Source organism: Streptomyces sp. AP-93 (assembly GCF_022808175.1).
Classification (GTDB): domain Bacteria; phylum Actinomycetota; class Actinomycetes; order Streptomycetales; family Streptomycetaceae; genus Streptomyces.
The window spans coordinates 22,114-36,619 of the sequence record NZ_JALGBX010000018.1 but is presented as its reverse complement, the minus strand read 5'-3'; the positions used below and the strand labels follow the sequence as shown (position 1 = coordinate 36,619).

Below are 14,506 nucleotides of genomic sequence, written 5' to 3'. Positions count from 1 at the left end.
GTGGCGTATCACTTCCCCCATATGAAACTGCCCCTCTCCATCCACTGGGCCCGGCTCGGCCCGTCCGAGTTCAAGGTGATCCGCCCGGCCCGGCCGCCGGCGCGTGCGTTCCTGTCCGCCGGCGCCGGCGGCTGGTACACGGACGCCCAGGTCGACCAGCAGGCCGCGCAGCTCGTCGCCGCGCTGTGGTCGCTCGCGGCCACGTCCCCCCGCTCACTGGTCCACGTACCGCTGCGGCGCACCGACCCCGACACCGGGCAGCCCGGCCTCGACCTGGTCCTCCTGCACCACTCGCTCCAGTTCGCCCCCTCGCGCTGGAAGGAGCTGCGGGCCCGGCTGGGCCCGGGCCGGCCGCAGACCGCGGACCTTCCCGGACCGACCTCCTGCGCCCCGGGGGTCGACCCCTGGCCGGAGCGGCGTCACCGGGAGAACCGGGACCGGTTCCACCAGCACGTCAACGCCGGGACGCTGTTCATGACGGGGAGCGCCAAACTCTTCGCCGACACCGCATGGCTCTTCGCCGACGTCGCCCACCAGGGCTCCGGCTACGTCTACGCCCACCCCGACCACCGGCACTACTGCGCGACGCTGGGCCACTACGACAACACCATCGGCGCCGGCAGCGGGATCCACATCGTCTACCGCGACCGGTGGCCGACCCCATGAGGGCCTCTCCCCCGGATCAGACCGCGCCGGAGACCGAACGGGCCTGCCATTCGCGGCCGATGCCGCGGATCAGCGCCGGATACACCCCCAGGTACCGGAAGGGCTTGATGCCCACCATGTAGACGGCGCCGAGCAGGCCGTTGGGCTTGACCAGGACGGCCATCTGACCGCGGTAGCCGCCGTTTCCGTCCGGGACCCAGCTGATGTGCATCACACCGTGCACGGTCCGGTTGGCCGTCTCCGCCGCCCACTCGTCGTGCGTCTGGTACAGGGAGCTGAACGGAACCGAGCCGAGGTCGGGCCCGCGGGGACCCTCGCGCAGGTCCGCCGGCAGCCGGTCGCGCAGCGTCGCCACCCGGCCCCCGATGCCGTCGGCGGGCTTGTCCCAGCCGAACAGGGCCCCGAGCTTCCAGCGGATCTCAAAGAGCGCGCGGCCCAGGAAGGAGGGGACGGGGTCTGCGCCGCTCGCGAACTGGCGCACGAGCCGTTCGAGGTCGTCCGGGCCGCCGGGCGTCGGCAGCTCCCACACGTCCTCGACGTGGAAGTCGCCGGCGATCTCGTGGATCCGCCAGGGGCGGTCGGTGTGCGCGGTTCTGGGGAGTCTCATGAGCAAGCCCCTATCTATACGATGCCGTATAGAAGAAGGTTAGCCGATCTATACGGCACCGTATAGATCAGGCTCGTGCAGGACGGAGAGACATCGTGGGCGCGACCCGCACGCCGCGGCGCAGCTGGATCGAAGAGGGCCTGCGGGCGCTCGCCGCCGGGGGCCCCGAGGCGGTCCGGATCGAGTCGCTCGCACAGTCGCTCGGCGTCACGAAGGGCGGCTTCTACGGGTACTTCGGCAATCGCGACACGCTGCTCGCCGAGATGCTCGACACCTGGGAGCGCGAGGCCGCCGAGGCCGTGATCGAACAGGTCGAGGGCGCAGGCGGAGACGCCAGGGCCAGGCTGAAGCGGCTGTTCGCGATCGTCTCGGTCGCCGACGGGCCGGCGCAGGGCGTGGCGGCCGAGCTCGCGATCCGCGACTGGGCCCGGCGCGACGAGTCCGTCGCGGAGCGGCTGCGGCGCGTGGACAACCGCCGCATGGACTACCTGCGTTCGCTGTTCGGCGCGTTCTGCCCCGACGGGGACGAGGTCGAGGTCCGCTGCATGATCCTCTACTCCATGCGGATCGGCGACCACTTCATCGCCGCCGACCACGGCGGCCGCAGCCGCGCCGAGGTCATGGAGCTGACCCGCGACTGGCTGCTGCGGTAGGGCCCCGCCCTCGTGCGTCAGATCCGGTACGGCACGACGGGCCAGGCCCGCTCGACTATCGCCTCGGGGTCCGAGGTCCGCCGCAGGTAGCTCTGCAGCGAGGCCGCCTGCTCGGCCGCCGCGCGGATCTGGAGCTCGTGCAGGTCCGCCAGGGCGACCGTCCCTATCGCCGCGTGCACGGCTCCCATCCGCCGCGCGGCGCGGGCCGCCGCCAGAGCGTCCGCGCCCGCGTCGTGCGCCGCTTCCAGGGTCACGCCGTAGTGCTCGCAGAGGGCCTGGAGGGTACGCCTGCCCTTGCGGTACCGGTCCGCGTGCTTGTCCAGCACCAGCGGGTCGATGACGGGCGGCGCGGAATTCACCGGCCAGCGCTCGCCGAGCGGACGGATCCCGTGGCGGCGGCACTCGCGGTCCAGCAGGGTCAGGTCGTACCGCGCGTTCATCACCACCAGCGGGGTCCCCGAGCTCAGCGCTTCCACGAGCGTCCGGGTGATCTCCTCGATCGCCGCGGCCGCCGCCATCCCCCGCGAGCGGGCGTGGTCCGTGGAGATGCCGTGGATGGCCGAGGCCTGCTCCGGGATGGGCACGCCCGGATCGACCAGCCACGTCCGCTCCCGCGCCACCTGCCCGTCCGGCCCGACCGCGACGACGGCCGCCGTCACGATCCGGTCGGACTCGATGTCGGTCCCCGTGGTCTCCAGATCGAAGGCCACCATCGGCCCGCCGTGCCAGTCCCCCATCCAGTCCCCCGCCCAGTCCCCCATCACGTGCCCCCCGTACCCGTCCCTTTACGTCAACGGCTTTCAGCCTGCCACGGGCCACTGACAGCCCTGGAGCCGGGGCGGCCGCCCCCGCTCACGACACGGGGCGGGAGTCCTGCCAGATCGACTCGAATTCCTCGCGGTACGTCGGGAACAGTCCGTGCTCCGCATCCCGTGCGGCCCGCCCGCCGCCCCGCAGGACCAGGACCGGTGCCTCCATGCCCCGGGCCCGGCGCAGGTACGACTGGACCACCGCGATGCCCGAGGAATCGCCCTCCACCAGGTACGCGGTGAAGCGCGGGGTCTCGTCGAAGACGTGGATCTCGAAGCGCGAGGGGTCGCGCAGGCCCGCCCGGACCCGTCGCACGTGCAGGATGTTCATCTCCACCGAGCGGCTCAGCTCGCCCTTGCGCAGGCCGAGCTCCCGTTCGCGCCGCTTGACCGCGCTGCTCGCCGGGTTCAGGAACAGCAGCCGCACCCGGCAGCCGGCCTCCGCGAGCCGTACGAGTCTTCGGCCCGAGAAGTTCTGGACCAGCAGGTTGAGCCCGATGCCGATGGCGTCGAGCCGCCGCGCGCCGCCGAAGAGGTCCTCGGCCGGGAGCTGGCGCTGCAGCCGCACCCGGTCCGGGTGGACGGAGATGACGTCCGCGTACCGGTCGCCGACCAGGTCCTCGACGGCGTCGATGGGCAGCCGGTCCGCCGCCGGCGAGCCCGCGCCGCCGCCCAGTACCTCCAGCAGCCGCGCCGACGCCCGCTCGGCCTGTTCCAGGACCGCCCGCGACAGGGCCCGGTTGCGCGAGACGACGTTGCGGGTGACCTCCAGCTCGTCCAGCGCCTGCTCGATCTCGCGCCGGTCGTCGAAGTACGGCTCGAAGCAGGGCCAGTGCTGGACCATCAGCTCGCGCAGCTGCGGCAGGGTGAGGAAGCTCAGCACGTTGTCGTCGGCGGAGTCCAGCAGGTAGCCCTTGCGCCGGCTGACCTCGCGTACGGCGACCGCGCGCTGCACCCACTCCTGGCCGGCGGGACCCGCGGCCGCCACCACCCAGTCGTCCCCGCCGTGCACCGGCTCGTAGACCGGCCGCAGGACCGCCCCGACCACGGACCGCAGCCGCTGCTCGATCAGGTTCAGCCAGATGTACGCACGGCCGGCGCGCTGGGCCCGGGTCCGGACCTCGCTCCAGGCGTCGGCGCCCCAGTCCAGTTCGGCACCGGCTCCCGCCTGCGCCTTCCCGGTCCCACCGGCCTCCGGCGGGGCCAGCGACACGGCCCCGGCGGGGATCCCGCCGGCCGCACCGCCCGCGGCGTCCGCCGGGCCGCCCTCGTGACCACCGTCACCAGGGGGCAGCTCCAGACCTCCCGAGCTCACCCGTGCACCGCCTCCTGCGTCTGGACGCCCGTCTCCAGTGATCACGGAAGGGTACTCCGCGCGTGCGGCACCCTGCAGCCCGATGCGCGGCCCTGCGGCCCGGCGCGGGCTCACGGTCCGTACCCGGCCCGCCCGTTGGCCCATTATCCGCTCTGCCGACGATCCGATCTCCCCATGGTCCGGCAACCCTCTTACCAGCTCTCCGGGTCACCCGGTAGCACCCTCCCAAGTCCCCGCGTGGAAGCCCTCTTTCGGGGAAGATCTGCCAGTGACGTGGTCCACGCCGGATCAGCCCTACGCAGAGGGACACCAGAGGGACAGAGGGGAAGAGTCGTTTCTATGCAGGTCTGGCCGGGACAGGCGTATCCGCTCGGCGCCACGTATGACGGCGCCGGCACCAATTTCGCGGTCTATTCGGAGGCCGCCCGACGCATCGAGCTGTGCCTGCTGCACGACGACGGTTCGGAGACCGCGATCGAACTGCGCGAGACCGACGCGTTCGTCCGGCACGCCTACCTGCCGGGCATCATGCCCGGCCAGCGCTACGGATTCCGGGTGCACGGCCCCTACGAGCCCGAGCGCGGCCGGCGCTGCAACGCGGCGAAGCTGCTCCTGGACCCGTACGCGCGGGCCGTCGCGGGGAGCGTCGACTGGGGCGAGGAGGTGTACGGCTACCACTTCGGCCGGCCCGACTCCCGCAACGATCTGGACTCCGCGCCCAAGAGCATGAGTTCGGTCGTGGTCAACCCGTACTTCGACTGGGCCAACGACCGGCCGCCGCGCCACGAATACCACCACACCGTGCTCTACGAGGCCCACGTGAAGGGCCTGACCATGCGTCACCCGGACCTCCCCGAGGAGCTGCGCGGCACGTACGGGGCCCTGGCGCACCCGGCGGTCATCGGGCACCTGACCAAGCTGGGGGTGACGGCGCTGGAGCTGATGCCGGTCCACCAGTTCGTCAACGACCACCGCCTCGTCGACGACGGGCTCAGCAACTACTGGGGCTACAACACCATCGGCTTCTTCGCCCCGCACAACGGCTACGCCTCGGGCGACCGCGGCCAGCAGGTGCTGGAGTTCAAGTCGGCCGTCCGGGCCCTGCACGAGGCCGGCATCGAGGTGATCCTCGACGTGGTCTACAACCACACCGCCGAGGGCAACCACCTGGGCCCGACGCTGTCCTTCCGGGGCCTGGACAACGCCTCGTACTACCGGCTGGCGGACGACCCCCGGCACTACATGGACACCACGGGCACCGGGAACTCGCTGCTGATGCGCTCCCCGCACGTGCTCCAGCTGATCATGGACTCGCTGCGCTACTGGGTCACCGAGATGCACGTGGACGGCTTCCGCTTCGACCTCGCGGCCACGCTGGCCCGCCAGTTCCACGAGGTGGACCGGCTGTCCTCGTTCTTCGACCTGGTCCAGCAGGATCCGGTGGTCAGCCAGGTCAAGCTGATCGCGGAGCCGTGGGACCTGGGCGAGGGCGGCTACCAGGTGGGCAACTTCCCGCCGCTGTGGACCGAGTGGAACGGAAAGTACCGGGACACCGTACGGGACTTGTGGCGCGGTCAGCCGCGCACGCTGGCGGAGTTCGCGGGCCGGCTGACGGGCTCCTCGGACCTCTACCAGGACGACGGCCGGCGGCCGCTGGCCTCGATCAACTTCACCACCTGCCACGACGGTTTCACCCTGAACGACCTTGTCTCGTACAACGAGAAGCACAACGAGGCCAACCGTGAGGGCAATCGGGACGGCGAGACCCACAACCGCTCCTGGAACTGCGGGGTGGAGGGGCCGACGGAGGATCCGGAGACCGGGGAGCTGCGCGAGCGCCAGATGCGCAACTTCATCGCCACGCTGATGCTTTCGCAGGGCGTGCCGATGATCAGCCACGGCGACGAGTTCGCCCGCACCCAGGGCGGCAACAACAACGCCTACTGCCAGGACAACGAGCTGTCGTGGGTGACCTGGCCGGAGCCCGGCAAACCGGCGCCCGCGCTGCTGGAGTTCACCCGGCGGATGGTGTGGCTGCGGCGGGAGCACCCGGTGTTCCGGCGGCGCCGGTTCTTCCACGGCCGGCCGGTGGAGGGGACGCACGACGAGCTCTCGGACATCGCCTGGTTCACCCCGCACGGCGAGGAGATGCGGGCCCGCGACTGGCAGGCCCAGCACGCGCGGGCGCTGGCGGTGTTCCTGAACGGGGAGGCCATCTCGGAGCCCGGCACCCGCGGGGAGCGGATCACCGACGACTCGTTCCTGCTGATGTTCAACGCGGGCGCCGAGGCACAGGACTTCACCGTCCCGGCCGGGCACGGAGCGCAGTGGCGCCTGGTCGTGGACACGGCGCGGCCGGAGGTCCTGGCACCCGGTACCGGGCCGCAGTATGCGGCCGGGGACCGGGTGACACTGACGGGACGGTGTCTGGTGGTGCTTCAGCGCCCGGCGTAGGCGGCCGCTTCAGCGCCCGGCGTAGGCGGCGCCTTCCAGGACGGCGTCCGGACGGGCGGCCGCGCCGGAGGCCACCGGGGCGTGCGTACGGGCCGCCGGCACCTTGGTGACGAGGGCCAGGACCAGGCACAGGGCGGCCGCGCCCACGGCCACCGCGAAGGCGGCCCAGGGTCCGTACCACTCGGCGAGCCGCCCGGAGACGGCGAGCGCGGCGGCCTGGCCGGCGACGAGCGAGCTGGCGGCGAAGGCCATCGACTCGGCGAGCCGGGACGGCTCCACCGCCCGCTCGGTGAGCGCGAAGGCGGTGATCAGGTGCGGTGCGTAGGCGGCTCCGAGCACGGTGACGACCACGTACAGCGGCCACAGGGTGTCCGTGAAGAGCAGCGGTACGGAGAGCACGAGCGCGGCGGCCGTGGCCACCCGCCAGCGCAGCCGCAGTCCGAAGCGGGCGGGCAGCGCGCCGAGCGAGAGCCCGACGGCGGCACTGACGACGCCCATGGCCGCGTACACGATGCCGGCCTGGCCGGGGACGCCCAACTGTGCGGTAAGGGCGGCGATTCCGGCCTGGCAGGCACCGAACATGGCGCCCTGGAGGGCGAGGGAGCCCCGCACCGCGATGACCACGCGCGGCGGGCGGACCCGGGAGCGCTCCTTCTCCCGGCGGACTCCGGCGGGCACTCCGGCCGTGACGGCGGCGGTCGGGTGCAGCGCGTAGAGGGTGCCGAAGACGGCGACGAGGGCGGCCGCGCCACCGAGGGCGATGGCCGGGTGCAGGGCGAGCGTGGCCAGACCCACGAGGGCGGGCCCGAAGACGAAGGAGACCTCGTCCAGGGTGCCTTCGAGGGAGTGGATGGCGCCCACGACGCTCTCGTCGGACTTGGCGCGGTGCGCCAGGGCCACGGAGCGGGTACGGGCGAGCGGTCCGATCAGCGGGACGGAGGCCCCGGTGACGAAGCCGATCGCGGCGAGCGGGACGGTGGCGAGCTCGGCGAGCGCCCCGGCCACCAGGGCGGCGGTCGCCACCGCGTTGACGGCGGCGGCCGTCAGGACGACGGTACGCTGCCCGTGGCGGTCGGCGAGCCGGCCCAGGACGGGTCCGAAGACGACCTGTCCGGCGGAGAGGGTGCCACCGACTATGCCCGCGGTGGCGAGGGAGCCACTGGTCTCGGCGACCAGGAGGACGCTGCCGAACTGCGACATCGCGACGGGCAGTCGGGCGAGGAAGGAAATGAGCGGGAGTAGGGGCCCGGTCAGGGCAATTACTTTTCGATAGGTGTTGACGGTTCCAAACACTTGAGCAACGTTAACCCGGCGCAGTCACCCGGATGCATTGGGTAATGGCACGGAATCCCGCATCCTGGGTACGTACGTTCTCATGAGCCTGCCCCCGCGCACCGGTCGCACGAGTCCTGAGTTCAACCGCCCGGAAACCGATGTACCACCGGCCGTCGCCCCGGCGTCGACCTACCGCCTCCAGCTGTGCCCCGAGTTCACCTTCGGCCACGCGCGGGCCGTCGTACCGTACCTCGCCTCGCTCGGAGTGTCGCACCTGCACCTGTCCCCCGTGCTGGAGGCGGTGCCCGGTTCGGCCCACGGGTACGACGTCACCGACCACACCCGGGTCCGGGTGGAGCTGGGCGGGGAGGAGGGGCTGCGGGCCCTGGCCGCCGAGGCGCGGGCGCACGGGCTCGCACTGGTGCTCGACATCGTGCCGAACCACATGGCGCTGCCGGCGCCGCTCGGCCTCAACCGGCCCTTGTGGGAGGTGGCCCGGGAGGGTCCCGGCTCGCCGTACGCGCGCTGGTTCGACATCGACTGGGAGGCGGGCGGGGGGCAGCTGCTGCTGCCCGTGCTCGCGGAGCCGCTGGATCCGGGATCCATCGAGGTCGGGGAGAGTCCCGGCGGGGCCGTGCTGCGGATCGGGAAGCTGGAGTTCCCCCTCCGCGAGGGCACGGCCGGGCTGGAGCCGGCGGCGCTGCTCGCCGCCCAGTGGTACCGGCCCGCGCACTGGCGGGAGGCCCGAACCGGCCTCAACTACCGCCGCTTCTTCACCATTTCGGAGCTGATCGGGGTCCGCGTCGAGGACCCGGAAGTCTTCGCCGTCACCCACGCCAAGGTACTGGAACTGGTCCGGGAGGGGGTCGCCGAGGGACTGCGGATCGACCACGTGGACGGCCTGGCGGACCCCGAGGGGTACCTGCGCCGGCTGCGGGACGCCGTCGGCGCGGACTGCTGGGTGGTGGTCGAGAAGATCCTCGCCCGCGAGGAGCGGCTGGCTCCCGCCTGGCCGGTGGCCGGGACCACCGGGTACGACGCGCTGTACCGGGTGGACGGGGTGCTGACCGACCCGGCCGGGGCCGCGCGGCTCGACGCCCGGTTCCGCGGGGCGACCGGGCAGCCCCACTGGGAGGTGACGGCCGCGGCGGGCGCCCGGGAGGTCCTGACACGGGACCTGGCCGCCGAGCTCGCCACCCTGGAGCGACTGGCGGGGCCGGAACTGGCCTCGGCCGTACGCGAGTTGCTCATCGCCTATCCCGTCTACCGGCCCTACCCCGGCGATCGGCTGCTCGCGCCCGAGGCCCTGGAGCGGGCCGCCGCGCGGGCCGGCGCGGGCCCGGTGGCCGGCGTACGCGACCTGCTGCTGCGGGACCCGGCCTTCGCGGCCCGCTTCGCCCAGACCTCGGCGGCCCTGCGCGCCAAGTCCCTCGAGGACAGGGCGTTCTACCGGTACGCCCCGCTGCTGTCGGCCACGGAGGTGGGCGGGGATCCGGGGGCTCCGGCGGTCACGGTGGCGCAGTTCCACGCGTACTGCGCCGAGCAGGCGCGGCTGTGGCCCCGCGCCGGGACCGTGCTGACCACGCACGACACGAAGCGCAGCGCGGACGTCCGGGCACGGATCTCGGCGCTGTCACAGGACCCGGATTCCGTACCGGAGCCCACCGGGGCCGATCCCCAACTCGCCTGGGTCGCCTGGCAGACGGCGTTCGGACTCGGGGGCGGCGGCAACGCCATGGTGCGCCGCGACCGCCTCTGGCAGGCCCTGTTGAAGGGCGTGCGCGAAGCCGCCCTGCACACCATGTGGACCGAGAGGAACCCCGCGTACGAGGCCACGGTCCCGGAGTACGTCCCGCGAGACGCACTCGAGCCGTCCGGGCCCCTGGCCGCCGCGGCCCGCGCCAACCTGCTCGGCGCGGCACTGCTGCACCTGGCCATGCCCGGGGTCCCGGAGGTGTACCAGGGCGCCGAGACGGAGTACCGGGCCTTGGTCGACCCGGACAACCGGCGGCCCGCCCGCTTCCCCCGGGAGGCCCTGGCCCGACTGGACGCGGGGGCCGCGCCGTCCGGCACGGCCGAGGAGAAGCTCGCCCTCACCGCCGCCCTGCTGCGGCTGCGGCGGAGCCGGCCCGGGCTGTTCGCCGGCTACGCGCCGCTGCTCGCCCGGGGCCCGGCGGCGGAGCACTGCGTGGCCTTCGCCCGCTCGGCCGGGCTGGTGGCGGTGGCCACCCGCCTGTCGCACGGACTGGCCGGGGCGGGCGGCTGGCGGGACACGGCCCTGCCCCTCCCGCCGGGGCGCTGGCGGCACCTGCCGCTCCTCGGGGCCGCGCCCGCAGCCTCGTACACAGGCGAGCTGCCGCTCGCGCAACTCCTCGGCGCCGCCACCCCGGTAGCCGTCCTCCTCCGGGAGGCCCCGGAGCGGGCATGACTCCCCGGGGCGGGCTTCCGCCGCCGCGGCGGCGGCACGGCAGGCCGCTGCGCGGAGCTACTCCCCGCCCCGCCCTTTCGCCGTTTCCTGGGGCTCCGCCCCAGACCCCGGTCCTCAAACGCCGGACGGGCTGGATTTCCAGCCCGTCCGGCCGCATCCAGCCTCGCCGGCGTTTGAGGCGCGGGTCCGGGCGGAGCCCGGGGAACGGGGGAAGGGCGGGTAGGGGACGGCTCCGCGCAGCGGCAGCGGCAGCGGCAGCGGCAGCGGCAGCGGCAGCGGCAGCGGCACAGTATGCGACGGCACGGCGGTTCCCGGCGCAGCGCGGGCCGCCGGCGCCGGGCGGCGCCCGGGCCGGGCTAAGACGGCTAGGGCAGGCTCGCGGCGGGAATGGGATCACTTGTGACCCTCATCCGTGACATGTGCTACCCCACCCCTCACGAACTGGCCCTGGCCGCCCGCGCCCTGGCCGATGAACACCCCGCCCTCGCCCGGCTCCGCCAGATCGGCGCGTCCCGGGCCGGGGAACCCCTGTGGCTGCTCTCCGTCGGGGCCGACGCCACCCACGCCGTGCTCGTCGTCGCCGGCGCCCACGCCAACGAGCCCGTCGGCGGGGCCACCGCCCTCGCGCTCGCCCGCCACCTGATCCGCGTACCCCCCGCAGGAGCGGCCTGGCACTTCCTGCTCTGCGCCGACCCCGACGGCGCGGCCCTGCACCGCACTCCCCGCCCGTACTCCCTGCTCGACTACCACCGGAACTTCTTCCGGCCGCCCGGCCCCGAACAGCCCGAGTGGGCGCCGTCTTTACTGCCCCCGGACCGTCTGCCGCCCGAGACCCTCGCCCTGACCCGGCTCATCGACGAGCTCCGGCCCGCCCTCCAGGTCTCCCTGCACGGCACCGATCTCGGCGGCTCCTGGGTGCAGCTGACCCGGGACATACCCGGCCTCGCGGAGCCCTTCGGCAAATCGGCCGCCGAGCTGCGCATTCCGGTCGAGACCAGCGCCTCCGACGCCTCGGGATGGCCCTCGCCGGGGGCGGGGATCTTCGTGATGCCCGAGCCCGGGACCACGGACGACGGGCCGTTCCACCCCGAGGACACCCGGCTCAGCACCTGGTACCACGCCCACCGCCACGCCGGCACCACCGCGATCGTCGAAGTCCCCATGTGGGCCTCGGACCTGGTCGACGACCCGGCCCCGCACCCCGACCCCCGCGCCGCCCTGCGCATCCTGGCCGGCCGGCTCACCGCCGACGCCGCGCAGGTGGCGGCCCTGAGGGGAGGCGCGGCCGACGGTACGGACCCGGCCGCCGCGGCCCTGCTGCGCGCCGTGGACTGGACGCTCGCGCTGATCCCCCGGATCACCGCCGAGTGGACGGGCCCCGGGGCTCCCGCCGAGGCGACGGCGGCGTACATCGGGAGCATCGACGCCTTCGGACGGCGGCTCTCGCTGCGCGCCGCGGCGATGCTGCTCCGGGTGCTGCGCGCCCAGGGGCAGCCGGCGGCGCCGGCCGTGGACCGGCTCGTGACGGGCTGGTGCGAGGAGTTCGCGGACCGCTTCCAGGCGCGCTGGGTCCCGGTGGCCACGCAGGTGGAGCACCAGTCGCGGGTCGTCCTGGCGGCCTACGACCGGCTCGTGGCGGCGGGCCGGTAGGCGGCGGCCGTCAGCGGGGGGGCAACCGGCGCGGGCTACTCCACCGGCAGGGCGTACCGGAGCTTCGGCTTGCCGGTGACCCCGAGCCGGTCGTAGAAGCGGATCGCGCCCTCGTTCCAGTCGGGCGTCTGCCACTCGACGTGGCCGAGGCCCAGCTCGCGCGCGAGCGCGGCCACCCCGTCCATCAGGGCGGCGCCGAGGCCGTGTCCGCGGGCCTCCTCGGCCAGGTAGAGGCAGTCCATGTGGAGATAGTGGCGGGCCTCCCAGAAGGAGAACTCGGCCGAGCAGGCGGCGTACCCGGCGACCTCGCCCCGCGGGGTCTCGGCCAGCAGCACCCACAGCCGGGCCCCGTCGGCGAACAGCTGCGCGCCGAGCCGGTCGGCGAGGGGGGCCGGGCGGGGCGCGGACCTCTCGTACACCATGTGCTCGCGCATGAGCTCGACCAGGCGGGGCAGGTCCTCGGGGCGCGCGGGCCGTACGACGGGGGCGGCAGACGTGTGTTCCATGATTGAATCCTCCCCTCCCTGAAGGGAGGGGATTCCTCACCCTCCAGGGCTGATCGGGGATTTCTAGCTCACGCTGCCAGGCGGGGCAGCGCCCCACCTGGTCTTCCACGATCAGCACCAGCCGGGTTGAGACCAGCCCGGACCAGCATCACGCGGGCGGAGTTCTTGTCCCTGGGGGACACGGCTCCGCACGCGGTGCAGGCGTAGGTTCGTTCTGAGAGAGGTAGTGCGTGCTTGGTTCTCGCTCCGCACTGCGCGCAGTCCATGGTGGTGTGCGCGGGGTGTACCAGGTACACGGTCCGTCCGTGCTTTCGGCCCATCTCGACCAGGGCCGTCTTGGTGGCTCCGATCGCCGCGTCGGCGGCCTTCTTGGCCATGGTGGACTTGGCAAGGAACTTCGGACGGAAGTCCTCCACCGCCAGAGCATCATGGTCGCGGACGACGGACTTGGCCCACTTGCGGCCGGTGTCCTGGCGCTGACGGGCGACCTTCTTGTGCAGCTTCGCCGTCAGCTTCTTCGCCGCCTGGTACCTCTTCGAGCCGGGCTTGCCCTTCGCCGGCTTACGGCGCGCCATCATCCGCTGACAGCGGGCGAGCCCAGCAGCCGCCTTCTTGCCGTGCTCGGCGTGCGGGAGGTCGTGGTCGTCGCTGGTGGTGGTCGCCGTCTCCCTCACACCCCAGTCGATCCCGATCACCGCACCCGTCTCCGGGAGCGGCTGGGCTTCGGTCGGGACGACGAACGAGCAGTACCAGTGCCCGAGACTGTCCTGATACACGCGCACGCTGGACGGGCCGGCGGGAAGGTTCCGCGACCACACCACCGTCAGGGCGATCCCGCCCGCCAGGTACAGGCGGCCGTCCTTCAAGCGGAATCCGCGCTGGGTGTAGTTGAGAGACGGCAGCGCTTCCCGCTTCTTCTTCCACTTCGGCATACCGGCCCGCTGCCGCACCGGCAACCGGTCCTTAATATCCTTCTGCGCCTTGGCCCGGGACTTCCCGAAATCCCGGATCAACTGCTGCTGCGGAACGCTGGAGCCCTCACGGAGCCAGGTGTTCGTCTTGCGGCCCTCGGTCAGCATCTTGTCGAGCTGCCCCGGACCACACGTCTGCTTGTCCACGCCCTCGGGCCGGCGCTTGTTCCACAGGTGCGTCTGCTTCGACTTCGCGCAGCACTCGTTCCAGATCCACCGGCATCGATCCCACTCCGCCATCAGGGTGGCGAGCGCGGTGGACGACACGCGGACGCGGAACGTCCACCGGGCATGCCCGGCATCCCCCACGATCGGTGTCGTCACCATCCCAACAACCTAGCCCCGCCCACTGACAACAACCGAAAGCACAGGTCAGACGAGATACGAACCGAACTCCGGCGCTCCGCGCCTCCGCCCCAAGGACCCATTGCTCCCCGGCCTGAAAGCCGGGGCCTCCGGGGAGAAACCCGGTGACATGCTCCGCACGGCCCGATCCCCCCGGCAACCGGGTCCCGGGGGCGGGCCTGCGACCGCTCCCCGCCCGCGCCCCGCACACCCGGGCCTCCGCCCGGATCCTCAGCCGCCCGACAGCCGGAAGCTCATCCGGCCGAAGCCGATCTGGTCCCCGTCCCGCACCACCGCCGAGCCCGTCACCCGGCGCCCGTTGACCGTGGTCCCGTTCGTGGAGCCGAGGTCCCGGACCACCCAGACCCCGTCCCGGATGCCCAGTTCCGCGTGGGCCCGCGACACGGTCTCGTGGCTCAGGCGCAGCCCGTTGCCCGGGTCGCGGCCGATCCGCAGCGGTCCGGCGCTCGGGTGCGGGAGGAGCAGCGTCGGCAGCTTCTCCACGGCCCAGGCCCGCCGTACGCCCACGGACACCGCCGAGACCCGCCCCACCCAGCCGAACAGCCGACGGGTCCACGGGCTCTCCGCGCCCTCCCGGCCCTCCAGGTCCGCGGTGAGCACGGCGAGGTCCTCGGAACGGCGGGCGACGAGGGCGAGTTCCATGCGGCGCAGGAAGGTGTCGTGCGACAGCTTGCCGACGGCGGCACCCTCCCTGAGCTGGCCCAGGGCGCGGTCGCGCTCGGCATCGGAGAGCCGCGGGGCGGGGAAGGCGGAGAACTCGAAACTCGACGTCACCAGGTGATTGTCGGCCTGTCGGGGGCAGAGTG

The 14,506-nt window shown here is 73.1% G+C and carries 12 protein-coding genes; 5 read left to right on the top strand and 7 right to left on the bottom strand.

Annotated elements, in window-relative coordinates; genetic code table 11:
* The first annotated feature begins 21 nt into the window (after positions 1–21).
* Complete coding sequence (locus MTF69_RS27020; protein ID WP_243338690.1) at positions 22–666, top strand: hypothetical protein; 645 nt, start codon at positions 22–24, stop codon at positions 664–666.
* A 16-nt stretch (positions 667–682) separates the two neighbouring features.
* Here the strand turns inward: MTF69_RS27020 and MTF69_RS27015 are convergent, their stop codons facing one another.
* A complete protein-coding gene (locus MTF69_RS27015; RefSeq protein ID WP_243338688.1) occupies positions 683–1,273 on the bottom strand; it encodes a DUF2867 domain-containing protein in 591 nt (196 codons plus the stop codon).
* A 95-nt stretch (positions 1,274–1,368) separates the two neighbouring features.
* On the opposite strand from MTF69_RS27015, the gene MTF69_RS27010 reads away from it, so the two are divergent.
* Positions 1,369–1,926, top strand: a complete 558-nt coding sequence (locus tag MTF69_RS27010) for a TetR/AcrR family transcriptional regulator (protein ID WP_243338687.1) — start codon at positions 1,369–1,371, stop codon at positions 1,924–1,926.
* Between the two features lie 17 nt (positions 1,927–1,943).
* Here MTF69_RS27010 and MTF69_RS27005 read toward each other — a convergent pair whose 3' ends face one another.
* The gene (locus tag MTF69_RS27005) at positions 1,944–2,687 is read right to left on the bottom strand and encodes an exonuclease domain-containing protein (protein WP_243338685.1); all 744 of its coding nucleotides are present in this window, start codon (positions 2,685–2,687) and stop codon (positions 1,944–1,946) included.
* 91 nt (positions 2,688–2,778) lie between these two features.
* Positions 2,779–4,050: an SAV2148 family HEPN domain-containing protein gene (locus tag MTF69_RS27000; protein WP_243338683.1), complete on the bottom strand. Its 1,272-nt coding sequence runs from the start codon at positions 4,048–4,050 to the stop codon at positions 2,779–2,781.
* 339 nt (positions 4,051–4,389) lie between these two features.
* On the opposite strand from MTF69_RS27000, the gene glgX reads away from it, so the two are divergent.
* Positions 4,390–6,504: a glycogen debranching protein GlgX gene (gene glgX / locus MTF69_RS26995; protein ID WP_243338676.1), complete on the top strand. Its 2,115-nt coding sequence runs from the start codon at positions 4,390–4,392 to the stop codon at positions 6,502–6,504.
* A gap of 9 nt (positions 6,505–6,513) precedes the next feature.
* Here the strand turns inward: glgX and MTF69_RS26990 are convergent, their stop codons facing one another.
* A complete protein-coding gene (locus MTF69_RS26990) occupies positions 6,514–7,797 on the bottom strand; it encodes an MFS transporter (protein WP_243338675.1) in 1,284 nt (427 codons plus the stop codon).
* 82 nt (positions 7,798–7,879) lie between these two features.
* Between MTF69_RS26990 and treY the strand changes: the two genes are divergently transcribed.
* Together treY and MTF69_RS26980 are read left to right on the top strand one after the other, a co-directional pair.
* A complete protein-coding gene (treY, locus tag MTF69_RS26985; RefSeq protein ID WP_243338674.1) occupies positions 7,880–10,207 on the top strand; it encodes a malto-oligosyltrehalose synthase in 2,328 nt (775 codons plus the stop codon).
* Positions 10,208–10,606: 399 nt separating this feature from the next.
* Complete coding sequence (locus tag MTF69_RS26980; protein ID WP_243338673.1) at positions 10,607–11,857, top strand: M14 family zinc carboxypeptidase; 1,251 nt, start codon at positions 10,607–10,609, stop codon at positions 11,855–11,857.
* Between the two features lie 35 nt (positions 11,858–11,892).
* Here the strand turns inward: MTF69_RS26980 and MTF69_RS26975 are convergent, their stop codons facing one another.
* The 3 genes from MTF69_RS26975 to MTF69_RS26965 form a co-directional block, all read right to left on the bottom strand.
* A complete protein-coding gene (locus MTF69_RS26975) occupies positions 11,893–12,363 on the bottom strand; it encodes a GNAT family N-acetyltransferase (RefSeq protein ID WP_243338672.1) in 471 nt (156 codons plus the stop codon).
* Between the two features lie 68 nt (positions 12,364–12,431).
* Positions 12,432–13,661: a transposase gene (locus tag MTF69_RS26970; protein WP_243338670.1), complete on the bottom strand. Its 1,230-nt coding sequence runs from the start codon at positions 13,659–13,661 to the stop codon at positions 12,432–12,434.
* Positions 13,662–13,910: 249 nt separating this feature from the next.
* The gene (locus MTF69_RS26965) at positions 13,911–14,474 is read right to left on the bottom strand and encodes a DUF1707 and FHA domain-containing protein (protein WP_243338669.1); all 564 of its coding nucleotides are present in this window, start codon (positions 14,472–14,474) and stop codon (positions 13,911–13,913) included.
* Positions 14,475–14,506: the final 32 nt, after the last annotated feature.